Annotated in this window: 21 protein-coding genes, 1 tRNA gene and 1 pseudogene; 8 read left to right on the top strand and 15 right to left on the bottom strand. The window is 69.8% G+C overall.

Annotated features, from left to right (window positions below; translation table 11 throughout):
- Positions 1-80: 80 nt before the first annotated feature.
- Complete coding sequence (locus E1288_RS36035; RefSeq protein WP_132493164.1) at positions 81-731, bottom strand: L-threonylcarbamoyladenylate synthase; 651 nt, start codon at positions 729-731, stop codon at positions 81-83.
- Between the two features lie 195 nt (positions 732-926).
- Here E1288_RS36035 and E1288_RS36030 point away from each other — a divergent pair, with 195 nt between their 5' ends.
- On the top strand, positions 927-1,793 hold the full coding sequence (locus E1288_RS36030; protein ID WP_132493163.1) for an alpha/beta fold hydrolase: 867 nt from the start codon (positions 927-929) through the stop codon (positions 1,791-1,793).
- A gap of 48 nt (positions 1,794-1,841) precedes the next feature.
- On the opposite strand, the gene prmC is transcribed toward E1288_RS36030, so the two are convergent.
- The 3 genes from prmC to rpmE form a co-directional block, all read right to left on the bottom strand.
- The gene (prmC, locus tag E1288_RS36025; RefSeq protein WP_132493162.1) at positions 1,842-2,720 is read right to left on the bottom strand and encodes a peptide chain release factor N(5)-glutamine methyltransferase; all 879 of its coding nucleotides are present in this window, start codon (positions 2,718-2,720) and stop codon (positions 1,842-1,844) included.
- Positions 2,721-2,968: 248 nt separating this feature from the next.
- Positions 2,969-4,036 (bottom strand): peptide chain release factor 1, encoded by a 1,068-nt coding sequence (gene prfA / locus E1288_RS36020; protein ID WP_132493161.1) that lies wholly within the window; start codon positions 4,034-4,036, stop codon positions 2,969-2,971.
- Between the two features lie 97 nt (positions 4,037-4,133).
- Positions 4,134-4,355, bottom strand: a complete 222-nt coding sequence (gene rpmE / locus E1288_RS36015; RefSeq protein ID WP_093271061.1) for a 50S ribosomal protein L31 — start codon at positions 4,353-4,355, stop codon at positions 4,134-4,136.
- A 233-nt stretch (positions 4,356-4,588) separates the two neighbouring features.
- Here rpmE and E1288_RS36010 point away from each other — a divergent pair, with 233 nt between their 5' ends.
- Entirely contained in the window at positions 4,589-4,993 is a 405-nt protein-coding gene (locus E1288_RS36010; RefSeq protein ID WP_132493160.1) for a hypothetical protein, read from the top strand.
- 156 nt (positions 4,994-5,149) lie between these two features.
- Here the strand turns inward: E1288_RS36010 and rho are convergent, their stop codons facing one another.
- From rho to argS, 6 genes are all read right to left on the bottom strand, one after another.
- A complete protein-coding gene (gene rho, locus E1288_RS36005; protein WP_132493159.1) occupies positions 5,150-7,060 on the bottom strand; it encodes a transcription termination factor Rho in 1,911 nt (636 codons plus the stop codon).
- A gap of 781 nt (positions 7,061-7,841) precedes the next feature.
- Positions 7,842-8,756 (bottom strand): homoserine kinase, encoded by a 915-nt coding sequence (gene thrB / locus E1288_RS36000; RefSeq protein WP_132493158.1) that lies wholly within the window; start codon positions 8,754-8,756, stop codon positions 7,842-7,844.
- Positions 8,753-9,817 (bottom strand): threonine synthase, encoded by a 1,065-nt coding sequence (thrC, locus tag E1288_RS35995; RefSeq protein ID WP_132493188.1) that lies wholly within the window; start codon positions 9,815-9,817, stop codon positions 8,753-8,755. Before thrC ends, thrB begins: the two co-directional genes overlap by 4 nt.
- A 20-nt stretch (positions 9,818-9,837) precedes the next feature.
- The gene (locus E1288_RS35990; RefSeq protein WP_132493157.1) at positions 9,838-11,142 is read right to left on the bottom strand and encodes a homoserine dehydrogenase; all 1,305 of its coding nucleotides are present in this window, start codon (positions 11,140-11,142) and stop codon (positions 9,838-9,840) included.
- Positions 11,143-12,561 (bottom strand): diaminopimelate decarboxylase, encoded by a 1,419-nt coding sequence (lysA, locus tag E1288_RS35985; protein ID WP_132493156.1) that lies wholly within the window; start codon positions 12,559-12,561, stop codon positions 11,143-11,145. It abuts the gene before it with no gap.
- A 67-nt stretch (positions 12,562-12,628) separates the two neighbouring features.
- Positions 12,629-14,290 carry an arginine--tRNA ligase gene (gene argS, locus E1288_RS35980; RefSeq protein ID WP_132493155.1) on the bottom strand — a complete coding sequence of 554 codons (1,662 nt, stop codon included), beginning with the start codon at positions 14,288-14,290 and terminating at the stop codon, positions 12,629-12,631.
- Positions 14,291-14,502: 212 nt separating this feature from the next.
- On the opposite strand from argS, the gene E1288_RS35975 reads away from it, so the two are divergent.
- Positions 14,503-15,288: a DUF3105 domain-containing protein gene (locus E1288_RS35975; RefSeq protein ID WP_132493154.1), complete on the top strand. Its 786-nt coding sequence runs from the start codon at positions 14,503-14,505 to the stop codon at positions 15,286-15,288.
- A 3-nt stretch (positions 15,289-15,291) separates the two neighbouring features.
- Entirely contained in the window at positions 15,292-15,963 is a 672-nt protein-coding gene (locus E1288_RS35970) for a DUF305 domain-containing protein (protein ID WP_132493153.1), read from the top strand.
- 38 nt (positions 15,964-16,001) lie between these two features.
- Here E1288_RS35970 and E1288_RS35965 read toward each other — a convergent pair whose 3' ends face one another.
- Complete coding sequence (locus E1288_RS35965; protein ID WP_132493152.1) at positions 16,002-16,919, bottom strand: cation diffusion facilitator family transporter; 918 nt, start codon at positions 16,917-16,919, stop codon at positions 16,002-16,004.
- A 242-nt stretch (positions 16,920-17,161) separates the two neighbouring features.
- On the opposite strand from E1288_RS35965, the gene E1288_RS35960 reads away from it, so the two are divergent.
- Positions 17,162-17,234 (top strand) — tRNA-Arg (locus E1288_RS35960).
- 77 nt (positions 17,235-17,311) lie between these two features.
- On the opposite strand, the gene E1288_RS35955 is transcribed toward E1288_RS35960, so the two are convergent.
- The gene (locus E1288_RS35955) at positions 17,312-18,034 is read right to left on the bottom strand and encodes an SDR family NAD(P)-dependent oxidoreductase (RefSeq protein ID WP_132493151.1); all 723 of its coding nucleotides are present in this window, start codon (positions 18,032-18,034) and stop codon (positions 17,312-17,314) included.
- 54 nt (positions 18,035-18,088) lie between these two features.
- Here E1288_RS35955 and E1288_RS35950 point away from each other — a divergent pair, with 54 nt between their 5' ends.
- Both E1288_RS35950 and E1288_RS35940 read left to right on the top strand, forming a co-directional pair.
- Positions 18,089-18,640 (top strand): MarR family winged helix-turn-helix transcriptional regulator, encoded by a 552-nt coding sequence (locus E1288_RS35950; protein ID WP_132493150.1) that lies wholly within the window; start codon positions 18,089-18,091, stop codon positions 18,638-18,640.
- Positions 18,641-18,784: 144 nt separating this feature from the next.
- Positions 18,785-20,668, top strand: coding sequence for an FUSC family protein (locus E1288_RS35940; protein WP_132493148.1), 1,884 nt, complete (start codon positions 18,785-18,787; stop codon positions 20,666-20,668).
- A 48-nt stretch (positions 20,669-20,716) separates the two neighbouring features.
- Here the strand turns inward: E1288_RS35940 and E1288_RS35935 are convergent, their stop codons facing one another.
- The 3 genes and pseudogenes from E1288_RS35935 to E1288_RS50185 form a co-directional block, all read right to left on the bottom strand.
- Positions 20,717-21,460, bottom strand: coding sequence for a FadR/GntR family transcriptional regulator (locus E1288_RS35935; protein ID WP_132493147.1), 744 nt, complete (start codon positions 21,458-21,460; stop codon positions 20,717-20,719).
- Positions 21,461-21,534: 74 nt separating this feature from the next.
- Positions 21,535-21,879, bottom strand: a complete 345-nt coding sequence (locus E1288_RS48310) for an SAF domain-containing protein (RefSeq protein WP_328592527.1) — start codon at positions 21,877-21,879, stop codon at positions 21,535-21,537.
- Positions 21,874-21,993: pseudogene (locus E1288_RS50185) on the bottom strand (hypothetical protein); the annotation flags it as partial. The pseudogene E1288_RS50185 and the gene E1288_RS48310, both read right to left, overlap by 6 nt.
- Before the next feature lie 564 nt (positions 21,994-22,557).
- On the opposite strand from E1288_RS50185, the gene E1288_RS35925 reads away from it, so the two are divergent.
- Positions 22,558-23,109: a GNAT family N-acetyltransferase gene (locus E1288_RS35925; RefSeq protein WP_132493146.1), complete on the top strand. Its 552-nt coding sequence runs from the start codon at positions 22,558-22,560 to the stop codon at positions 23,107-23,109.
- Positions 23,110-23,873 lie beyond the last annotated feature (764 nt).

Raw genomic sequence — 23,873 nt, 5'->3', positions numbered from 1 at the left:
TGCTCAAACCCGGCGCTCCTCATCGCTGTTCACGTTGCGGCTGGCGGAGCCAACGCTATCGGCCCGCGCTCGGACGGGTTTCACCGGTCCGCTTCGAGGTCCTCACCGAGCACCTCGGACAGGTCGGCGAGGCTCACGGCGCCCTCCCGCAGCACCCGCGGCGCGCCCTGGGTGAGGTCGACGATGGTGGAGGCCACCGGTTCCCCGGACGGGCCTCCGTCCAGGTAGATCTGCACCGAGTCGCCGAGCTGCTCGCGAGCCTCGCCGGCGCTGGCGGCCGGCGGCTGGCCGGTGCGGTTGGCGCTGGAGACGGCCATCGGGCCGACCTCGCGCAGCAGGTCCAGGGCCACCGGGTGCAGCGGCATCCGCAGGTTCACCGTGCCCCGGGTGTTGCCGAGGTCCCAGGACAGCGACGGCGCCTGCGGCAGCACCAGCGACAGCCCGCCGGGCCAGAACGCCTCGATCAGCGCCCGCGCCTGCTGCGGGACCGACATCACCAGCCCATCCACAGTGGACCAGGAGCCGACCAGCACCGGCACCGGCATGTCCGGGCCGCGCCCCTTGGCGGCGAGCAGGGCGTGCACTGCGTTGGCGTCGAAGGCGTCCGCGCCGATGCCGTAGACGGTGTCGGTGGGCAGCACGACCAGCCCGCCCGCGCGAACCGTGTTGGCCGCGGCGGCCAGACCCTCTTCGCGGCTGTCCGGACTGGTGCAGTCATAGACGGTGCTCACACCCGAATCCTGGCACGCCCCCCGTTCGACCCGTTCGAGTGGTGCCGTCGATCCCCGTCCGGGAATATTCGTCCCGAGTAACACCCGGGCGCTCGACCGAGATCCGTTGGGTGTGCCCGCACCGGGCAACGCCGGTGGCGTCCGGGCGTCTGCCGGAAGCGGGCACGGAACTGCGACGAAATGCGAGGAGAGCGAATGACCGCCCCACCCCAGGGTGTCGAGGTCGACCAGATCGAGTTCCCGGCCGGGAAGATCCGCTTCTACCGGGCGGGCTCCAGCGGTCCGGCGATCGTCCTGCTGCACGGCGGCGGGCCGGACAACGCGATGCTGGCCTGGCGCCACGCGATCGGCGTGCTGGCCGCCGACCACCGGGTGTTCGCGCCGGATCTGCCCGGCCAGGGCGGCAGCATGCCGTGGTACGGCAGCGCGAACCAGCGCACCTTCGAAGAGGTGCTGCGCTGGCTGCTGGACGCCTGGCGGGTGCCGGACGCCATCCTGGTCGGCCTGTCGATGGGCGGCAGCATCGCGGCCGGTTTCGCGCTGCGCAATCCGCAGCGGGTGCGCGGACTCGTGCTCGTGGACAGCACCGGCATGCAGCACAAGATGCCGCACCACTTCCTGACCTACGCGCTGCTGCGCACCCGCTTCGCCGGTCCGCTGGCCGCGAAGTTGTTGCGGCTCAACCGGTCCTTCGCCCGCCTGGTGCTGACGCGGGGCTTCTTCGCGGGCGCGCAGACCGTGCCGGACCTGGAGTCCATTGTCGACGAGGTCGTCGCCGAGGCGGGCGCGCGAGGCTCGGTGTTCGCCGACTGGCACGCCGACGCCGTCGACCGGCGGGCGATGCGGATCAACCACCTCCCGCACCTGGACCGCATCCACTGCCCGGTGATGGTGATCCACGGCGAACGCGACGCCATCGTGCCGGTGTCGGCGGCCCGCGACGCCGCGGACGCGATCCCGGGCGCGTCGCTGCGGGTGATCTCCGGCGCCGGCCACTGGCCGAACCGCGAGAAGCCCAGCGAGTTCAACGCCCTGCTCCGCGAGTTCGTCAACGCCCACTGACCCCTGCGGGGTGGTGGGAGCATGGGAACCTTCCTGTCAAACCGCAGGTCAGGGCGTCGGCGGCGGGGTGCGGCGGGCGGTGGCGAAGCGGGGGCGGCCGGCCAGGTCGGTGTGCTCCTGCACGTCTTCGAGGACGCGGCGGGCGCGCAGCAGGGCGGGCACCGAACCGCCGTGGGTGTCGTCGTGCTCGATGGCCACCCCTCCGCCGGGACGCAGCAGCCGCGCCGCGCAGCCGATGACGTGCCGGACCACATCGAGGCCGTCGCGGCCGCCGAACACCGCCTCGTGCGGGTCGTGGTTGCGGACCTCCGGCGGCACCGGCGTGCCCTCCGGCACGTAGGGCGGGTTGCAGAGGACCAGGTCGACCAGGCCCTCCAGCTCCATGAACACCATCGGATCGGTGACATCGCCCGCGTACAGCTGGATCGGGGTGTCACCGGCCTGCGCCTGCTGGTCGGCGTTGCGGCGCGCCCAGGCCAGCGCGGTGGGTTCCTTCTCCACCGCGTGCACGGTGGCGTCGGGGCGGGCGTTGGCCATCGCCAGCGCCAGCGCCCCGGACCCGGTGCAGAGGTCCACCACGACCGGCCGGTCCACGCCCTCCAGCGTCGCCAGGCCCCACGCGAGCAGCAGCTCCGTCTCCGGGCGGGGCACGAACACCCCGGGCCCGACGCTGAGCGTCACGTTGCCGAGCGAGGCGTTGCCGGTGAGGTGCTGCAGCGGCACTCGCGCGGCCCGGCGGCGCACCAGGTCGTGCAACGCCTGGACCACCGGCGGATCCACCAGCGGCACCATCATCAGCTTGGTGCGTTCGACGCCGAGCAGGTGCGCGGCCAGCAGCTCCGCATCGGTGCGCGGGCTCGCCACGCCCGCAGCGGCGAGGATGCGTTCCGCCTCGAGGATGGCCAGGCGCAGGGGCTGTCGCGTCACGCGTTCAGCTTAGAGAACGCATGTAACCCGCAGTCCCGCCTGCTCAACTTACGAATGCCACGAGGCAAGCGGCGCAGCCGCTTAGCCCACCCTCGCAACTCGCACCACCGCGGGTTCTCAGGGGTCTTCTCGCGAGGACAGCCCCGACGTGGTGAATTGGCATTCATGATGTCGGGGATCCCACAGCGAGAAGACCCCTGAGGTTCCGCCACCCGCACCGCCACGCAAAACGAGCCTGGAACACCGTTTTAGAGCGCGAGTCGTTCTTTCCTGTCGGCGGCGAGCAGGGCGGCGACGACCGCTTCCAGATCGCCGTCCAGGACCTGGTCCAGGTTGTAGGCCTTGTAGTTCACCCGGTGGTCGGAGATGCGGTTCTCCGGGAAGTTGTAGGTGCGGATGCGCTCCGAACGGTCCACTGTGCGCACCTGGCTGCGCCGGGCCTCCGCGGCCTCCCGCTCGGCCTCCTCCTCGGCGTGGGCCTGCAGCCGGGCCTTGAGCACCTGGATGGCGCGGTGCTTGTTCTGCAGCTGCGACTTCTCGTTCTGGCAGGACACCACGATGCCGGTCGGCAGGTGGGTGATCCGCACCGCCGAGTCGGTGGTGTTCACGCTCTGCCCGCCGGGCCCGGACGACCGGTAGACGTCGATGCGCAGGTCCTTCTCGTCGACCTCGACCTCGACCTCCTCCGGCTCGGGGTAGACCAGGACGCCCGCGGCCGAGGTGTGCACCCGGCCCTGCGACTCGGTGACCGGCACCCGCTGCACGCGGTGCACGCCACCCTCGAACTTCAGCCGCGACCACACCCCGTCGGGGCTGGTGTCGCCGGCCTTGGCCTTGATGGCGACCGTGGCGTCCTTGTAGCCGCCGAGGTCGGATTCGGTCTTGTCCAGCACCTCGGCCCGCCAGCCTTGGCGCTCCGCGAACCGCAGGTACATGCGCAGCAGGTCGCCGGCGAACAGCGCGGACTCCTCGCCGCCCTCGCCGGACTTGACCTCCAGCAGCACGTCGGAGCCGTCGTGCGGGTCGCGGGGCAGCAGCAGTTCGGTGAGCTTCGCCTCAAGCGGCGGGATCGCCTCGGCGAGCCGGTCGGCCTCCTCCGCGAAGGTGGAGTCCTCGGCGGCGAACTCGCGAGCGGTGTCCAGGTCGGACCGCGTCTGGTCGAGCTCCCGCGCGGTGCGCACGACCGGGGTGAGCTCGGCGTAGCGGCGGCCGAGCTTGCGGGCGTTCGCCTGGTCGGCGTGCACGCCGGGGTCGGCCAGCCGCTGCTCCAGCTCCACGTACTCGGCGAGCAGACCCTCGAGCTTCGATGTCTCCACTGGCGACCCTCTTCACTTGCTGCGGACGTTCGGACACCAAACGCGGCGACGGCGCCCGTCCCGCGCTGTTCGCGTGGGACGGGCGCCGTCGGTGCAGCTACTTCTGCGTCTTCTGGCGCTTGCCGTAGCGGGCCTCGAAGCGAGCCACGCGACCGCCGGTGTCCAGGATCTTCTGCTTGCCCGTGTAGAACGGGTGGCAGTTCGAGCAGACCTCGACGGTGATCTGGCCGGTCTTGCGGGTGCTGCGAGTCGTGAAGCTGTTGCCGCAACCGCAGTTGACCTGCGTCACCACGTACTCGGGGTGGATGCCACTCTTCAACGGCTTGTCCTCTCTACTTGGCCGCCGGGTCCACGCGGCCGCTGCCGCGCGGTGAACCGGTGCCGGATCAACCCTGCATTCTGCCAGACCAGGGCTCGTGACCTGCAACGCAGGGTGCCCGTCCGGTATTCCGGTGGGCCCCGGGCAACCGTCCAACGCACCAGAGGGACCGCCTGCCGAGCAGCCCCGGGCCGAGGGTGCATCCGGAGTGGTCCGCCATTCATCCTCTACGCGTGCTGCTCTGTTCGGTCCTGGGAAAGCTCACGGTGCGGTCGTGGGTTTCCCTCCCCCTGCTCTTCCTCTGCAGCGCAGCCGGCGTCGCCGCCCTGCTCAACGTGCTGCTCGTGCAGCACGTGAGCTTCGACCAGGACCTGGACCTCTCCGCCCCGCTGCTGTTCGGCTTCGCTGCCGGGCTGACGGTGCTCAGCGCCAACCACGTCCGCTGGACCTCCGGGTGGCAGCGCCGCCTGCGGTTCGGCTACCCGCTGCTGATGATGGCCTGCGCCCTCGCCCTGGACGGGCTGCGGATGCCGGTCTTCGCCGCGCTCGCCATCGGCCCGGTCGCCGCCGCACTGCTGGCCACCCTGCTGGTCCGCGCCCACCGCGACCGCGACGCCCCGGAATGCGCCCGGGCCTGACGCTCCGCCGGTGCGAGCATGGGAACTTTCCTGTCAACGCGGTGGCAGGAAGGTTCCCATGCTCGCGTTCCGCCCCCGGAAATGCGGCAGGGCCCGCACCGGGGTCGGTGCGGGCCCTGCCGTCGGTCGAAGGAACCGGGCTGGCGGTCGGAACCGTCAGTCGTCGTCCTTGCCCGGGGTGGTCTTGGCGACCTGCATCAGGAACTCGATGTTGGTGCGCGTCTTGCGCAGCCGGTCCTGCAGGAGTTCCAGAGCCTGCTGCGCGTCGAGCGCGGCGAGCACCCGGCGCAGCTTGTGGGTGACGGCCAGCTCGTCGGGCGAGAGCAGGATCTCGTCCTTGCGGGTGCTGGAGGAGTCCACGTCCACCGCCGGGAACAGCCGCTTGTCCGCGAGCTTGCGGTCCAGCTTCAGCTCCGCGTTACCGGTGCCCTTGAACTCCTCGAAGATGACCGTGTCCATCGTGGATCCGGTCTCCACCAACGCCGTGGCGAAGATGGTCAGCGAGCCGCCGTTCTCGATGTTGCGGGCCGCGCCGAGGAACCGCTTCGGCGGGTACAGCGCCGTGGAGTCCACACCACCGGACAGGATTCGCCCGGATGCCGGGGCCGCCAGGTTGTAGGCGCGGCCCAGCCGGGTGATCGAGTCCAGCAGGACGACCACGTCGTGGCCCATCTCGACGAGCCGCTTGGCCCGCTCGATGGACAGCTCGGCGACCGTGGTGTGGTCCGACGGCGGCCGGTCGAAGGTGGAGGCGATGACCTCACCCTTGACCGAGCGCTGCATGTCGGTGACCTCTTCCGGACGCTCGTCGGCGAGGACGACCATCAGGTGGCACTCGGGGTTGTTGGTGGTGATCGCGTTGGCGATCGCCTGCAGCACCATCGTCTTACCGGCCTTCGGCGGCGAGACGATCAGCGCGCGCTGCCCCTTGCCGACGGGCATCACCAGGTCGATGATCCGGCCGGTCAGGTTGTGCGGCTCGGTTTCGAGGCGCAGCCGCTCGTTCGGGTAGAGCGGGGTCAGCTTGTGGAACTCGGGGCGGTTCTTCGACGCGTCCGGCTCCAGGCCGTTGATGGAGTCCACCCGCACGAGCGGGTTGAACTTCTGCCGCTGCTGCTCGCCCTCCCGGGGCTGCCGGATGACGCCCTTGATGGCGTCGCCGCGGCGCAGCCCGTACTTGCGGACCAGCGACAGCGACACGTAGACGTCGTTCGGGCCCGCCAGGTAGCCGGAGGTGCGCACGAAGGCGTAGTTCTCCAGCACGTCCAGGATGCCGGCCACCGGCAGCAGCACGTCGTCCTCGCGGACCTCCGGCTCGCCGCCGCCGCCCTCACCGCGGCCGCGGTTGCGGCGGCGGTCGCGGAACCGGCGGCCACGACCCCGACGACCACCCTCGTCGTCATCGTCGTCCTGCTGCCGGTTGTCGCGGTCCCGGTCCTGCCGGTTGTCGCGGTCCCGGTCCTGCCGGTTGTCCCGGTCCTGCCGGTTGCCGCGCTGCTCCTGGCGGTTGTCCCGCTCCTGGCGCTCCTGACGGCTGTCACGGCCGTCCGACTTGCGCTCGCGCTGCTCGTCACCGCCCGATTCGGCGGTCGCACCGGCCCGCCCGGACGAGCGGCGCCGGCGGTTGCCACCGCGACGGCCGTCGTCCTCGCCGCCGGCGGCCGGCTCGGCGGCCTGCGCGCGGCGGCCTCGGCCGCGGGTGGGAGCCCCGTTGGTGCCGGACTCGGCCGCGGTCTCGCGCGGGGCGGCCTCGGTCTCGGTCTCGTCCAGCGCCGGCTGGTGGGCCTTGGCGGCCGGAGCTTCCTCGGCGCGGGACGGGCTCTTCTTGGTGGAGCGGGTCTTCGGCGCCGTGGTGCCGCCCTGCTTCTCCTTGATGGCGGCGATCAGGTCGCCCTTGCGCAGGCCACCAGTCTCGATCCCCAGTTCCCCCGCGAGTTGGCGCAGTTCGGCAAGGACCATGCCGGAGAGTCCGCCGCGTCGCCGCGGGGTTCCGTTGGCCTCGGATTCCTGCTGGCCAGCCGAAGAGGCGTTCGTCGCCTCGCTGCTCAACAGTTCGGTGTTGCTCACGAATGTCCTTCCTGACCGGACCGCGCCTCCTACGCGACCCAGCGGATTGCCCGCCCGCTCTGGAGTGCGGGCGGCCTGTGTGTGCTACCAGCCCTCTTGCCGGTGTGCTCAGCGCCGCGCTCGCGGCGCGACCGATTTCGGCAATGGCTCGGGGAACCAGCAGCACCGGGCGGTGGGAGGTACCCGGCTCGCGTGGTCCATGTGCGACGCATCCACTCCGATCCACACGTGCCGATGCACGCTCTGCTGCCGCCTCATTCCAGGAACCCCCGGCTCAACTTCGTGCCCCGGTGGTGAACCGGGAAGCTACGGGACATCGAGTCGGCGTCATGGTCACCTTGGGGGGCCACACCGTGGAACTTAAGGCCCCCACCCCGACATCGGCAACGGATGCGCACCGCCGATCGTCCCGAAGCGAACTCGATTGAGTTGAGAACTCCTGCCTCGGTCACCGCGATCGCCGAACCCGCTAAGTTGATCTTCACCCGTGGCGGGTGGAGTTCAATTCACAGCGGGAGATGCGTCCCGGAAAACGATGTCCCGGGCACGGCACCGGCGCCCTGGGCGCGGTGACTGATTGACCTTGAGGGTAGACGCCCCGTAGTTCGGGTGCAACAACCCCCCTGGGCGTGTGGCACGCCCGCTCCGATCACGTCCTCGGTAGCCGACCAGCTGCTGTCGCTGTTGGCGACCGGTGACACTTCCTTTGTACCACTTGTCGCGAATGCGCTTGCTCCGGGGCCGTGAACAGGGCTTTTCCGGCCCCGTTCACGGCCTCGGGTCATGCCTGCGGCTCGACCCGCACGCCGGTCCGATCGACCGGAAGGCGCAGCTCGTCGAAGCCGTTCGGCGCAATGTCGGCGGGAAGCTCCCCGCCCGGCGGGAACGCCAGTACGGTCGGTCCCGCACCGGACACGGCGGCGGCGACGCCGGCCGAGCGCAACCGGCGGACCAGCGCGATGGTCTCCGGCCACGCCGACTCGCGGTAGTCCTGGTGCAGCCGGTCGTCGGTGGCGGCCAGCAGCAACGCGGGATCGCTGGTGACGGCGTGCACCGCCAGCGCCGCACGACCGGCCGCGAACGCGGCGTCGGCGTGCGGAACCCGCTCGGGCAGCAGGCCGCGGGTGGTGTGCGTCGACGACTCCGCTTGGGGGACAAGGACGATCGGTGACACATCCGGGTGCGGATCCATCCGGACCGCTTGGAAGCGCCCGGAATCCTGCCATGCGACGACGAAACCGCCGAGCAGGCTCGCTGCGGCGTTGTCCGCGTGCCCCTCGCGGACCGCGGCCATCTGCAGCGCGCGGTCGGCGTTTTCCTTGTCCCGCAAGTCGAATCCGGCGAGCCCGAAGGCGGCGGCGACCCCGGCGACGATGGCCGCCGCCGAGGAACCCAGCCCGCGGGAGTGCGGAATCGCGTTCTCGCAGTGCAACCGCAGCGCGGGCGCCGGGAAACCCAGTTCGGCCAACGCCTTGTGGATGACCCGCACCACCAGGTGACGCTCGTCAGTGGGCAGGGCGGCGGCGCCCTGCCCCTGCACCGACACCTCGGCGGTGCCCGCGGCGCCGTCGACGACCTGGACGGAAACCTTGTCGTACAACGACAAGGCCATGCCCAGCGCGTCGAACCCCGAGCCGAGGTTCGCGGTCGAGGCAGGCACCGTCACCCGGACGGCCGACACCGGCAATGCGGTCATGCCAGTTCCAGCGCGGTGGCGACCGCGCCCGGGTCCACCGGCAGCGGCTCCACCTCGACCATGCCGGACAACGCGGTGTCCGGGTCCTTCAGGCCGTGGCCGGTGACCGTGCATACCACGACGGAGCCCGCCGGGAGGCGGCCGTCGGCGGCGGTGACGAGCAGCCCGGCGACGCTGGACGCCGAGGCGGGCTCCACGAAAACGCCTTCCCGTGAGGCCAGCGTCCGGTAGGCGGCGAGGATCTGCTCGTCGGTCACCGCGTCGAACAGCCCACCGGACTCGTCCTTCGCGCGCACCGCGCCCGCCCACGACGCCGGGCTGCCGACCCGGATGGCGGTCGCGATGGTCTCCGGCTGCGCAATCGGCTGGCCGTGCACCAGCGGCGCGGCACCGGCGGCCTGGAAGCCGAACATGCGGGGCGTCCGCTCGATGACGCCGTCACCGGCGTACTCGGTGTAGCCCTTCCAGTAGGCCGTGATGTTGCCGGCGTTGCCGACCGGCAGGCAGTGCACGTCGGGCGCCCGGCCGAGCACGTCGCAGATCTCGAACGACGCGGTCTTCTGACCCTCCAGCCGGACCGGGTTCACCGAGTTGACCAGGGTCACCGGGTGCTCCGCGGAGGTCTTGCGGGCCAGCTCCAGGCAGTCGTCGAAGTTGCCCTGGACCTGCAGGATCTTCGCGCCGTGCACGACCGCCTGGGCGAGCTTGCCCAGCGCGATCTTGCCCTGCGGCACGAGCACCGCCGAGGTCAGCCCGGCGCGGGCGGCGTAGGCCGCGGCCGACGCCGAGGTGTTGCCGGTGGAGGCGCAGATGACGGCCTTGCTGCCCTCGGCCAGGGCGTGCGTGATGGCCACGGTCATGCCGCGGTCCTTGAACGAGCCGGTGGGGTTGGCGCCCTCCACCTTCAGGTAGACGGTGCAGCCGGTGAGCTCGGAGAGGTGGTGGGCGGGCACCAGCGGGGTGTTGCCCTCCTGGAGGGTCACGATGCGCGCCCCGTCCGGGACCGGAACCCGGTCCCGGTACGCCTCGATCAAGCCGGGCCATCCGGCGCCGGACCGCACCGGCGCACCCTGGATGTTCGTCACGACGATTCACCTTCCACACGCATCACGCTGACCACCTCGCGCACCACCGGTAGCTGCGCGATCTTGTCCACTGTGGACTTGAGTGCCGCGTCGGGGGCCGTGTGGGTGACCACCACGAGGCTGGCCTCCGCACCCCGGCCCTGCTGACGCACCACCGAAATGCTCACATCGTGCTCGTTGAACATGGCCGCGACCTGCGAGAGCACGCCCGGTTTGTCGGCCACGTCGAGGCTGATGTGGTAGCGGGTGGGGGTCATGCCCATCGGGCGCATCGGCAGCTGCGCGTGCGCCGACTCCCGGGGCCCCCGGCCCGCCACGACCAGGTTGCGCGCGACCGCGACGAGATCGCCGAGCACCGCGCTGGCGGTCGGCGCTCCCCCCGCGCCCTGACCGTAGAACATCAGCTGCCCCGCGGCCTCCGCCTCGACGAACACCGCGTTGAAGGCGTCGCCGACGCCGGCCAGCGGGTGGCTGCGCGGGATCATCGCCGGGTGCACGCGAGCGGACACCGACTCGGTGCCGTCCTCGTCCACCACCCGCTCGCAGATCGCCAGCAGCTTCACCGTGCGGTCCAGGGTGCGGGCGGCGGCGATGTCGCCGGGCGTCACCGCCGAGATGCCCTCCCGGTGGACGTCGCTGGCGGTCACCCGGGTGTGGAAGGCCAGCGACGCCAGGATCGCGGCCTTCGCCGCCGCGTCGAAGCCGTCCACGTCAGCGGTCGGATCCGCCTCGGCATAACCCAGCCGACCGGCCTCGTCCAGCGTCTCGGAGTAGCCGGCGCCGGTGGAGTCCATCGCGGACAGGATGTAGTTCGTGGTGCCGTTGACGATGCCCATGACCCGGTTGATCCGGTCCCCGGCCAGCGACTCGCGCAGCGGGCGCAGCAGCGGGATCGCACCCGCCACGGCCGCCTCGAAGTAGATGTCGGCACCCGAGGCGTCCGCCGCCGCGTACAGCTCGGAGCCGTGCTCGGCGAGCAGCGCCTTGTTCGCGGTCACCACCGACTTGCCGGACTTGAGCGCGGTCAGCAGCAGCGAGCGCGCCGGCTCGATGCCGCCGATCAGCTCCACGATGACGTCGACGTCGCCCTCGACCAACGCGTGCGCGTCGGTGGTCAGCAGGTGCTGGGGCACGTCGGGGTGCTTGTGCGGTCGACGCACCGCCACCCCGGTGACCAGCATCGGCGCGCCGGTCCGCGCGGCGAATTCATCCGGTTGGTCCTGCAACAGGCGCAGCACCTCGGTCCCGACGGTCCCGCACCCCAAGAGTGCGACCCTGATCGGTTCACGGTCCTGGCTCACTCACACCTCCAGCCGGAGCAGGTCGTCCTCGGTCTCCCTGCGCAGCAGCAACCGCGCCTGACCATCGCGAACCGCAACGACGGGCGGCTTGGGCAGGCGGTTGTAGTTGCTGGCCATCACGTAGCAGTAGGCGCCGGTGGCGGCGACTGCCAACAGGTCTCCTGGAGCAATGTCCTCCGGCAACCAGCAGTCGCGCACCACTACGTCACCGGACTCACAGTGTTTGCCCACGATGCGGGACAGCACGGCGGGCGCCTCGGCGGTGCGGGACACCAGCCGGCAGTCGTAGACGGCGTCGTAGAGCGAGGTGCGGATGTTGTCGCTCATGCCGCCGTCCACGCTGACGTACTTGCGCTGCGCGTCGCCGCCGAGCGCCACGTCCTTGATGGTGCCGACCTCGTAGACGGTCACCATGCCGGGGCCGACGATCGCGCGGCCGGGCTCGACGGCGATCTTGGGCACGGAGATGCCCGCGTTGTCGGCTTCCTTTCCGACGATCTCGTGCAGCCGGATCGCCAGTTGCTCGGGCGGCAGCGGGTCGTCGTCGGCGGTGTAGGCGATGCCCAGCCCGCCGCCGAGATCCACAGTGGACGCGCTGGCCAGCGCGTCGGCGCCGTGCTCCTCGCGCAGCTCTGCGAGCAGCCGGACCACCCGGTGCGCGGCCAGCTCGAAGCCGTCCACGTCGAAGATCTGCGAGCCGATGTGGCTGTGCAGGCCGGCCAGCACCAGCGAATCGGCCTTGAGCACCCGGTGCACCGCCTCGGCGGCCTGGCCGTTGGCCAGCGAGAAGCCGAACTTCTGGTCCTCGTGCGCGGTCGCGATGAACTCGTGGGTGTGCGCCTCGACGCCGACGGTGATGCGCACCAGCACGTGCTGGCGGACGCCGCGCTCGGTGGCGATGTGGTCCAGCCGGGCGATCTCGTGGAACGAGTCCAGCACCACGGAGCCGACCCCGGCCTCGACGGCGGCGGTCAGCTCGGCGACGGACTTGTTGTTGCCGTGGAACGTGATCCGCTCGGCGGGGAACCCGGCGCGCAGCGCCACGGCCAGCTCGCCGCCGCTGCACACGTCCAGGCTCAGGCCCTCCTCGGCGACCCACTTGGCGACCTCGGTGCACAGGAAGGCCTTGGACGCGTAGTGCACGGCGGCCGGGTCGCCGAACGCCTCGGCGTAGTCGCGGCAACGCGACCGGAAATCGTCCTCGTCGAGCACGAACAGCGGCGTGCCGAAGTGTTCGACGAGCTCGCGTACGTCGATGCCGGCGAGCCGGACGACGCCGTCAGCGCCGCGCTCGCAGTTGCGCGGCCAGACGTTCGGGTGCAGCAGGTCGACTTCGTCCGCGGTCGCCGGGAGGGGTCCCGCGGTGTTGCCGGGCAGCACGACATCGGCGTGCCGCGGCCCGGCGGGATGGGCGCGCATTTACAGCTCCTTCGCGCGGCCTGCCGATGGGCAGGCCGTTGTTGCATTCATCTGCCCCGCGTGCGCCCTACATCTTGTCCGGGGCGCTGACCCCGAGCAGGCCGAGGCCGTTGGCGAGGACCTGGCGGGTCGCCTCGCACAGCTGCAGCCGGGCGATGGTCAACGGGCTCGCCTGGTCGTCACCGGGCTGCAGCACGCGGCACGCGTCGTAGAACTTGTGGTACGCGGCGGCCACGTCCTCCAGGTAGCGGGCCACCCGGTGCGGTTCCCGCAGCTGGGCGGCCGACAGCACCACGCGCGGGAACTCGCCCAGGGTGCGGATCAGGTCGCCCTCACGTTCGTGGGTGAGCAGCGACAGGTCGGCTTCGTCCACCGGCCCGCGCTCGATGCCGAGCGAGGCGGCGTTGCGCTGCAACGAGGACAGCCGGGCGTGCGCGTACTGCACGTAGAAGACCGGGTTCTCGTTGGTGCGCTTGCTGATCAGGTCCAGGTCGATGTCCACCGCGGAGTCCGCGGAGGACCGGATCAGCGAGTAGCGGGCCGCGTCCACGCCCACGGCGTCGACGAGGTCCTCCAGGGTCACGACGGTGCCCGCGCGCTTGCTCATCCGCACCGGCTTGCCGTCGCGCACCAGGTTCACCATCTGCCCGATGAGCACCTCGACGACGGCCGGGTCGTCGCCCAGCGCCGCCGCGGCAGCCTTCAGCCGGGCGATGTAGCCGTGGTGGTCGGCGCCCAGCATGTAGATGCACAAGTCGAAGCCGCGGCCGCGCTTGTCCCGCAGGTAGGCGACGTCGCCGGCGATGTAGGCGGGCGCGCCGTCGCTCTTGATCAGCACCCGGTCCTTGTCGTCGCCGTACTCGGTGGAGCGCAGCCACCAGGCGCCGTCGGCGAAGTACACGTGGCCGGACTGCTTCATCTCCTCGACGCACGCGGCGACCGCGCCGGAGGTGTGCAGCGAGTCCTCGTGGAAGAACACGTCGAAGTCGGTGCCGAACTCGTGCAGGCTCTGCTTGATCTCGTCGAACATCAGCCCGACGCCGATGCGGCGGAACGCCTCGTGCCCCTCCGCCTCGGGCAGCTCCAGGGCGTTCGGCTCGGCCTTGAGCACGGCCGCGGCGATGTCGGCGATGTAGTCGCCGCCGTAACCGTCCTCCGGCGCGGGCTCGCCCTTCGCGGCGGCGATCAGCGACCGCACGAACCGGTCGATCTGCGCGCCCGCGTCGTTGAAGTAGTACTCGCGGGTCACCTCGGCGCCCTGCGCGGCCAGCACCCGGCCGAGCGCGTCGCCGACCGCGGCCCACCGGGTGCCGCCCAGGTGGATCGGGCCGGTCGGGTTGGCGGAGACGAACTCGAGGTTGACCTTCAGCTCCGAGTAGAGCTCGCCGCGGCCGTAACCGGCGGACTTGGTGAGCGCCTCGCGCACGATCTGGCCCTGCGCGTCGGCGGCGAGCCGGAGGTTCAGGAAGCCGGGCCCGGCGACGTCGACGGAGTCGATGGCGTCCTGCCCGGTCAGCGCCTCGGCGAGCCAGCCCGCGAGATCGCGCGGCGACACGCCGACCTTCTTGGCGACCTGCATGGCCACGTTCGTGGCGTAGTCACCGTGCTCGGGGTTGCGGGGTCGCTCGACCGTCACCGCCTCGGGCAGCACGGAAGTGTCCAGGTCCCTGTCGGAGAGGACCTCGACGGCGGTGTTGCGGACCAGTTCTGCGAGCGCGGCGGGAGTCACCTTATGCAGTCTAAGGAAGCGTCCGCGCTGCTCAGCCAACGGGTTGGGGACGAGCGAGCAGGGAATAACACGCCGTGTGATCGACTCGTCACTCTGATGTGAGAACGTGGTGGCGAGCATTGGACGCACGGCCACCCGCGGCGCCCGGAATCTCTACACTGACGGGCCGGATCCCCCCGGTGGTTCTCGGCGAGACGAGGTTTGCGAAGAGCATGGCGAACAGGAAGAGCAAAGCGGTGCGCGGCGCCGTGGTGCACCAGCGGTCGATCCCCTGGATGCTGATCTCCGGCGTCACCGTCGTGGTGGTTTTCGCGGCCGTGATCTTCGGGTACGCGTACAGCCGGTGGTCGGGACAGGAGTCGGTCCGGCAGGCCCAGGCCGAAGCGGAGAAGGCCACCGAGGCGTTCAAGCCGTCGCCGCAGAACCCGGACCCGTCCAAGACCATCCCGGGCGTCACCGTCGTCGACTACCCGGGGCAGATCCACGTCCGCCCGGACCAGCGGGTGGCCTACGACCACACGCCGTCGTTCGGCGGCCCGCACGACGGCATCTGGGCCGACTGCACCGGCGTGGTCTACCCGGAGGCGGTGCGCACCGAGAACATGGTGCACTCGCTGGAGCACGGTGCGGTGTGGATCGCCTACAACCCGGATCGGGTCAACGAGCCCGGCCTGGAGCGGCTCAAGGCCCGCGTCGATGGCAAGCCCTACACGATGATGTCGCCGTACCCGGGCCTGGACAGCGCGATCTCGCTGCAGTCCTGGGGCCACCAGCTCAAGGTCGACAACGCCGACGACCAGCGCATCGACCAGTTCATCACCGCGCTTCGGCTGAACAACAACGGCGTCTACCCGGAGATCGGCGGCTCCTGCCAGGCCTACCCGGGCGCGTTCGACACGAACAACCCGCCGAAGTTCGACCCGACCCCGCCCGGCCCGGACGCGATCCCGATGGACGGCCGCGGCGCCAGCGCCGCCACCGGCGAGATGGGCCAGTGACCCGTGTCGGCTGAGGCACGGCGACCGCTGCCGGTCCGCATCTTCGTGGCCGTCGCGGCGGCGGTCGTCCTGCTGCTGCTGGGGGCGGCGCTCGGTCTGCTGATCCGGGTGCCGTCCTTCGACAACGCCGAACCGCAGCCGACGGCGGTGGACGTCGGCTTCGCGCAGGACATGTCCGTGCACCACCAGCAGGCGGTGACGATGGCGACGCTCGCGCGGGAGCACGCCGCCGACGTCGCCGTGCGCCAGCTGGCGTTCGACATCGAGACCAACCAGCGCGACCAGATCGGCCGCATGCAGGGCTGGCTCAGCCTGTGGGGCCAGTCCGCGCAGGCCGTCGGCCCGCTGATGACGTGGATGACGGAGGACGGCGGCCACCAGCACAGCGCCCCGGCGGCCGCGCAGTCGGAGTCCGGCAGGCTGATGCCCGGCATGGCGACCAGCGCGGAGATGTCGCGGCTGCAGTCGCTGCGCGGGCCGGAGTTCGACGTCTACTTCCTGCAGCTGATGCTGCGCCACCACGAGGGCGGCGCGCCGATGGCGGACTACGGGGCGACGCACGCGGCGATCCCGGCGGTCCGCGAGCTGGGGAAGAACATGCTCGGCTCCCAGCGCAGCGAGAGCGACCTCATGCGCTCGATGCTCGCCGAACGAGGCGCCCAGCCGCTGCGCTGAGGCGCGAGCATGGGAACCTTCCTGTCACCCGGCGGCCCTCACCAGGTCAAAGCCCGGCAACGCTGGGCGCATTCGGCGGGCTCGACCTGCAGGGTCGCGTGGTCGATCTGGTAGCGCTCGGCCAGGACTCGCTGGGCGGCCACCAGCACGCCGCCGTGGTCGGCGCCCGCTCCGGTGGTGAGGTGGGCGGAGGCGACCTCCATGCCCGAGGTGAGGGTCCACACGTGCAGGTCGTGCACCTCGGTGACCGACGGCAGCGCGGCGAGATCGGCCCGCAGCTTCTGCAGGTCCACCCCTTCCGGCGCCTGCTGGACGAGGATCCGCAGCGCCTGCCGCGCCAGCTTCCAGGTGCGCGGCAGCACGAAGAGGCCGACGGCGACCGCGACGATCGGGTCGGCCAGGTACCAACCGAACGCCCAGGTCACCGCGCCACCGATCAACACGCCGACGGAGCCGATGGTGTCCGCGAGCACCTCGAGGTAGGCGCCGCGCACGTTCAGGCTCTCGTTCGCGCCGCGCCGCAGCAGCGCGAAGACGACGAGGTTGGCGGCCAGCCCGGCGGCGGCGGTCAGCATCATCGGGACACCGGCGACCTCCGGCGGCTCCTGGAACCGGGCGATGGACTCGTAGAGGATGTAACCGGCGACGCCGAACAGCAGCACGGCGTTGGCGAGCGCGGCGAGCACTTCCATGCGGTAGAGGCCGAAGGTCCGCTTGCCCTCGACCGGTCGCCGGGCGGCGGTGATCGCGGCCAGCGCCATGCCGACGCCGAGCACGTCGGTGAGCATGTGCCCGGCGTCGGAGAGCAGCGCCAGCGATGACGTGAGGAACCCGACCACCGCTTCCAGGACGAAGAACGCGAGCAAGATCGCGAACGATGCGGCCAACCGCCGCACGTAGCGGCCGGATGCGCTGACCGCGTCGGCGGCCGAGCCGTGCCCATGCCCCTGACCCATCGACCGTCCTCCTCAGTCGTCCCTCCGATACATAGTGAAGTATGCATGAGTGCACGCGTCAAGTCAGGCCGTCCCGTCCACCGGGATGCGAGCATGGGAACTTTCCTGTCATCGGTGACAGGAAAGTTCCCATGCTCCAACCTCGCCACGAAGGCACGGTGAACTGCGGGACAGCGGCAAACGGACCCCCGTCGAAGGGTGCCGGCCGGGTGCGCTAAGCTAACGATCGTCCGCAGCGACAAGCCCTCGTAGCTCAGCGGATAGAGCACTGCCCTCCGGAGGCAGGTGTCACAGGTTCGAGTCCTGTCGAGGGCGCACTGAAATCGGGTCCTGGCGAGTTTCACTCACCAGGACCCGATTTCGTTATGCGACAAGCAACATAGACGCAGCGCTCACCTGGTGGTATAAGCGCCGCCGTTCACGTGCAGGGTCTGCCCGGTGATGTGGCTCGCGCCTTCGGACGCCAGGAAGTGCACCGTTTCGGCGATGTCGCTCGGCCGCCCCGCACGACCGTTGTGGGTGGCGTCGATCAGGGCGGTTCGCTTCTGCTCGCCGAGTTGCCCGCGGAAGAACTCGGTTTCCTCGATGTAGCCGGGCGCGATCAGATTTGCCGTCAGCCCCTTCGGCCCCACCTGCGCGGACAGGCCCGCGTTCCAGGCCGCCAGCGCCGCCTTCGCCGCCCCGTAAGACGTCGAGGCGTATTCGGCGCCGATGGAACCGATGTTGACGATGGTGCCGCCCGGCCGGAGTTTGCCGAGCACGGCCGTCGTGGTCGCGACAGCGCTGAGCAGGTTGGCGTCCAGGTTCTCCCGCCACGCCGACATCACCTCCTCGAGACCTTCCGGCTCCCCGGACCGCTGCAGATCGGTGTTGCCGCCGGCCATGTTGACCAGTACGTCGAGATGCTCCCCGAGCTGGTCGGCCAGGTCGGCCACCTGCCGGGGATCCGTCGCGTCGCAGGCGGTCGACCGGACGTCGATCTCGGCCGCGGTGGCGGCCAGCCGCTCCGCGTTGCGACCGGTGATGATCACGGTGTCGCCGTCGGCGCGGAATCTGGCCGCAACCGCCTTGCCGATTCCCGTACTACCTCCGGTTACGAGCACGATGCGCTTCACTGAGAGCTCCTAAACTGCTACGTTTAGCGCTAAACGTAGCTCGGGAGGCGGCAGATGTCCAACACCCCAGGAGCCGGGGACTATCCGCTCAACCAGGCCGCCACGTGGCCCACGGCGGACATCGCGGCGGCATGGCAACGCGAACTTCCCGGCGTGGACACCGATTCCATCGGGGTCATCACGCCGATCTGGCGAATCGCCAAGGTCCTCGCCGACGAACGGCGGCGCACCCTGAGCAGGCTCGGGATCGATCCGTCCACACTCGACCTGCTCAGCGTGATCCGCCGCGCAGGTCCGCCGTACGAGCTCACGACCCGCGAGATCACCCGCCGGACGCTGGTCACCCCGGGTGCGGTCTCCCAGCGAATCGCCCGGGCCGAACAAGCCGGACTGGTCTCGCGATCACCGTCCACGGCCTCGCGCCGGGCGGTCGCCGTCCGGCTGACCGACGCGGGCCACCGCCTCATCGAAACCACCGTGCGCGAACTGCTCGAACACGAATCGAAGTTGATCAGCGCGCTCACCGCGACCGAACGCTCATCCCTGACCGGCTTTCTCGCCAAGCTGGAACACTCGCTCGTCGAGCCGCCGCCGGATGAACGTTGATGTCCTGCTGGTCGCCGGTAGCGCCACGTTCAGCGCGCTGCCATCGAGCAGGATCATGAAGAATCCCAAGCAAACGGCGGCTTCTGAAGCTGTCCACTGTGGCCGCCGTCGATAAGGTGGGGCCATGGCTGTTGCGAGGCCTCGGTGAGTGCGGGCAAGCGGCTCGGGTTGCTGCTGATGATGGCGGTCATCGTCGGCGGAGCGGCCGGGATGGGCGCGATGGCGGGGCTCGGCGCGGCGACGACGTTGGCTGCGCTCACCGCCATGTTCTGCTTCATGGCGGCATCCGGCGGCGCGTTGCGCCCCGATCTGCGGCTGCTCGCGGTGCTCGCGCCGGCGATGGTGTTGGCCGTCGCAGTGCCGCGCCTGATGGCCGAGGTGTCGAGCTGGGTCTCGATCGCACTGGTCGTGGTCGTCGTGTTCGTCGCGGGTCTCCTGCCGGCGTTGGGCCAACGTTTCGTCCAGGTTGGGCTCGGCTTGGGCATGGCGGCCCTGTTCAGCTACGGATTCCAGCTCACCGGGACCGCCACGCACATCCAGATCGTCGCGGCTCCGCTGCTGGCCGTGATCTGGGTCTTCCTGCTCCGCCTGTTGCTCGGTGCCAGGGACCCGAGCAGGCCGACGAGAGCCGCTCTGGCTGGTGCGTTGGCCGACGAGCAGCCAACCGACCCGGCGGAAGCACTGCGCAAATGGCACTCCGACCGGCCGACGCGCTGGACCGGGCAAGTGCTGTTCGCAACCATGCGCTACCGCACCATCCTCGGTGTCCTCGGCGACCGTCGTCGGTATCTGCCGACCCACGACGCCGAAGAGCTGGATGCCGCGCTGGACGCCGCGCGCGAAGAAGCAGCCAGGCTGGCCGACGCTGTGCGCGCTCCCTCCTCGCCCGCGCTGCCTGACAATGGCAGGCCGGCAGCCCCCGAACTTCCCGGCGGCACCAGCGGCCTGATCTCCCGCTTGTGGGAGGAGCTGGCCGAGATCCGCGCTGCGGCTGTGGCTCGGGACGCCACTCGGGTCACGGTGCCCGCGGCGGTCCGCCAAGTGCTGGTGAAGACCTCGCGCGGCACGCTGTCCTGGCGGTCGACCCAACTCCGGCATGCGGTGCGGTGCGCGCTGGGCGTGCTGATCGCGCTCGTGATCGCGAGCTTCCGGCCTGGAGATCCCCTCACCGTCGCGTTCCTGATGACGATCTTCGCGATCATGCAGCCGGAGTGGCACGACAGCCTGGCAAAAGCCCGCGAAAGGGTCATCGGTGCGCTGGCCGGTTCCGTGGTGCTGGCCCTGGTGATCTGGCTGCTTCCACAGGCCGCGCTGGCACCGGTGGCCCTGATCGCGCTGCTGATCGGCTTCTGGTTCATGCGAACGCAGCCCGTGGTGTTCAACGGGTGCATCGTGCTGATGAGCGTCGGGCTCAACGCCACGACGCGCCACCTGGACCCGGTGTCGGTCCTGGCGGAGTACGTGGTGCTGATCCTGCTCGCCCTGGTGATCGGATTGGTCTTCGGGTTCGCCGCGATACCCGGTGTGCCCAAGCCCGGCATCAACGAACGCTTCGCCAACGCCTGCGGCGCGATCCGCAACCTGCTGGCCCAGGTGGCGGATGTCCACCGAGGCGCAGGGCCCGACCCGCACGATCTCGCCCGGAGCTTCCACACAGCCGTCCGAACCCAGCATGAGCTGGTCACCGCCACGCCCGGCAGCAGGCAACCGCAGCCAGACCAGCAGGAAGCGATCGATACCGCCTACGACAGCCTGCGAGGCCTGTTCCACCAGGCAACGGCCGTGGTCATGCTCCCACCCGACAAGTCGACCGCAACCGCCATCGACGACACGCTTCGCCTGCTCGACGACGGCAGCATGGGAACCTTCCTGCCAGAAGTGACAGGAAGGTTCCCATGCTCCAGCACCTCCAGCGACCTTGCTGACGGCGAACCGCTCCCCAAGATCTCCGAAACAGAACTACTGCTGGTGACGATGAACGCCGACGCACTGCTGCTGCGGCAAGTGACACCGGAGTTCACGGATTGAGAGGCATCGCCCGCTTCAGCGGGTTCGAGCCGACGGTCGGCGACCCGGCTAGGCGGTGCCGCCGGCAAAGGATCCGGGCTCGTAGAAGTCGGTGATGTGGTCGCGGACGAGTTCGACGGCCCGCGGCGCGTCGTGCTCCTCAATGGCCCGCAGGATGTTCCGGTGTTCGGCGCGCACCGTCTTCGCAGTCGCTCGCCAATCGGCCAGCTGCTCGTAAGCGTCGATCATCTGGCGCTGAATCGCGGTGCGCAGCGAACTCATCAGGTAGGAAGCCAGCGAGTTCCCAGTGGATTCGGCGATCCGCACGTGGAACTCGGTGTCCAGGCGGTTGAAGTCGCGGGCGGTCAGGTCGGCCGCGTCCATCTGGTCCAGGATGCTCCGCAGCGCCTCGTGATCCTCGCCGGTAGCGTTGCGCGCCGCGTCAGCGACCGCCCACTCCTCCAGCATCACGCGGGTCCGGAGTACATCGGTGCCGCTGAAGTGCCCGAGCGCCAACTGCATCTTCAGCAGGATGGCGAACCCTTCACCGGGGTGACCGACGAACACCGTCCCGCCTTCGGGGCCGCGGCCGGGCCGAACTTCGACGATGCCGAGCGCCTCAAGCACGCGCAGCGCCTCACGCAGCGACGGGCGGCTGACGCCGAGGAGCTGCGAAAGTTCGCGTTCGCTGGGCAGCCTGTCGCCGGGCGCGAGCAACCCGTCCAGCATGCGCTGCTCGATCTGCGCCATGACCTGCTCGTAGGTGCGCACCTTGCGCACCGGTTCCCACGAGCTCTGGCTTGCGGAACTCACGCTTCTCCTCGATTTTCCTGCGGTGCCCCCGGAGACCGCCCCACTCTACGGGCGCAGCTCGCCCCTGCCCGCCGTCATCCGCGCATCGTTCGTTCCAGCTCACGCCGCAACTGCACCGCCAGCACCGAGTCGTCCACTTCGACGTCATCCCAGCCGACGACACCGCCCTGGGGAATGTCGTTGCCCAGCTTGACACCGCTGGCCAATCCCATCGGCAACGCACCGAGCTTCAGCGACATCTCTGCCGGGGCGAGCTTGCCGTGGACCATGTAGCCACCCTCGCCGTCGAGGACTTCTCCGGCCTTCAGCGCGCGTTTTGCAACGGAGACGACGTCGCCCCGGAAGGCCGTCGGGCGACCGGTCGCCTCCCCACGCACGGCGGCCGAAGCGATGCTGATGCCCAGTTCCAGTCCGATCATGTGGTATGGCCGGTAGAGCGAGCCGTAGCGCCCGGTCTCATCCGTGCGCACGCCGTACTCGGCGAAGCACTGGACCGCATAGTCGGTGCGCGCTTCGAAGGTGACGTAGACACCCCGGGAGCATCGATCAACGCATCGGCATCGTCAGTGACATGCGTGCCGCCGCCGCGCAAAGCCTCGCCGAAGCTCGCGGCCGCGTAACGCTCGGTGGGCCAGCCGGTGCGCTGCAACGCGGCCCGAGCTCGCTCCGGCGAGAGGTCTGCGACGCCGACGACGTGCATGGTTTCGGTGCTCAGCGCCTGGGTGAGAAACATCGAGGCGAACTTCCCGGCCCCGATCACGCCGACTCGGACCGGCCCACGATCCCGTGTCCGCTCGCCCAGCAACGCGTGGAGATTCATCAAACCTCTCACTGGACATACGGTCTGACCACAACAGCCGTCCAACGTAATCCCACCCCCACCCACCGTCAACCCGCCGTAGCGGGCGACAGCATGGGAACTTTCCTGTCATTCAACCCCGACGTCCCAGCTCAAACGGGGGTTGCCACCTGCGGCTAGATTGAAAATGATTATCATTGCTTTGCTGGTGCGCCTCGGGTGGCCCGGATCCGCAGCAAGGGAACCTTCCCGCCGCCCAGCAACGAGCACGCATCACCGATCGCCCGGAGAGGACGCGATGCAGCACAACATCGAACACCGCATCGGCGAGTACACCGTCCGCGCCGCCAGGCCATCCGACGTTGATGGCGCACGGAAGGTCATGCTCGACACCTTCTACAACGAGTTCGGACACGGTTACGACTCGAAATGGCACTCGGACGTCATCAACATCGAGCCCACGTATCTGCAGAATCCTCGGCACGCCCTGTTCGTCGCGGTGCGCGACGGCGAGGTCGCGGCAACAACAGCGGTGCGAGCCAACGGCCCCAGCAGTCCGCCGCATCCACAGTGGATCGCCGACCGCTACCCGAGCGGCGAGACCGCTCAACTGTTCAGGGTCTACGTCGCCAGGGCGCACCGCCGACACGGTCTTGCACGCACTTTGGTCGCGATGGCTTGCGATTTCGTCGCCGACACGGCGGGTTACTCCGCGATCTACCTGCACACCAATCCGGCGATCGAAGGCGCCGAGCCTTTCTGGCACGCGGTGGCGAAGGAGATCTACGACGCGCGTGCCGACGAGCAGCACAGCCAGTCCGTCCACTTCGAGATCCCGATCCCGCACTGAAGAGACCCGAGGACTGTCGCGCCAGTGACAGGAAGGTTCCCATGCTCCAGCTCCTAGACCCCTGGAGCCACACGAGCTAGAAGGCCGCCGCATGGGAACCTTTCTGCCACTACTGCCCGGCAGGCGCGCTTGCCGCCATTCGACGACTCGCGACACCGTTTCACTTCAGGGAAAATTAAGAAACGGAAAAGGCCCGCATAGAAAATGCGGCCCCAGGGATGCCCCGAAGTCCTGATTAAGGCTCGTTTATCGGCCGCGTCAGATGCCTTTACGCATTCTCTTCAGATGACAACACACTACCCCTCACCTGCAAGAACACCTAGAGAGCCAATAGTTTTCGCTGAGCACGAATAGAATTTTCGCCGTGGACACCGCCCCGCCTGCCGAGTCAGCATCTGTTCACCCCGAAACGATGCACCGGTGATCGATGCGCGCCGCTCGCGGCCGACGTCGGCACCGGCGGACAACGAGGAGACTCGACGTGAACGTGCGCCGCAAGCCAGCCGCCGCCGCTCTTGGTGGCTTGTCCGTCATCGGCGCCCTGCTTGCCCCGCAGGCCGCCTTCGCCCACGGCGACATGCAGGCACCTGCCGGCCGCGCCTACACCTGCTTTCTAGAGGGCGCCGAGAGCCCCGACGAGGAATGCTTGAGACCTGTGGATCGGCTGGGAAGGGGCGTACCTTCCCAGTGATCGGATGCAAGGTTCCAAGCATGGCCAGCGCTGCAACGCTGGCTGGGAAGGTACGTCCCGATGCTCAGCGTAG

The organism is Saccharopolyspora elongata (assembly GCF_004348985.1).
Taxonomy (GTDB): domain Bacteria; phylum Actinomycetota; class Actinomycetes; order Mycobacteriales; family Pseudonocardiaceae; genus Saccharopolyspora; species Saccharopolyspora elongata.
The sequence above is the reverse complement of the archived record's forward strand: the minus strand, read 5'-3'. Positions and strand labels throughout refer to the sequence as shown.

Bases quoted from the DNA above. Each gene is read 5' to 3' on its own strand.
- E1288_RS36030 (WP_132493163.1), top strand. From the start codon at position 927: ATGACCGCCCCACCCCAGGGTGTCGAGGTCGACCAGATCGAGTTCCCG.
- lysA (WP_132493156.1), bottom strand. From the start codon at position 12,561: ATGCGCGCCCATCCCGCCGGGCCGCGGCACGCCGATGTCGTGCTGCCC.
- thrB (WP_132493158.1), bottom strand. From the start codon at position 8,756: ATGACCGCATTGCCGGTGTCGGCCGTCCGGGTGACGGTGCCTGCCTCG.
- E1288_RS35965 (WP_132493152.1), bottom strand. From the start codon at position 16,919: ATGGGTCAGGGGCATGGGCACGGCTCGGCCGCCGACGCGGTCAGCGCA.
- E1288_RS48310 (WP_328592527.1), bottom strand. From the start codon at position 21,879: ATGATCGGACTGGAACTGGGCATCAGCATCGCTTCGGCCGCCGTGCGT.
- E1288_RS35925 (WP_132493146.1), top strand. From the start codon at position 22,558: ATGCAGCACAACATCGAACACCGCATCGGCGAGTACACCGTCCGCGCC.
- E1288_RS35950 (WP_132493150.1), top strand. From the start codon at position 18,089: ATGTCCAACACCCCAGGAGCCGGGGACTATCCGCTCAACCAGGCCGCC.
- E1288_RS35975 (WP_132493154.1), top strand. From the start codon at position 14,503: ATGGCGAACAGGAAGAGCAAAGCGGTGCGCGGCGCCGTGGTGCACCAG.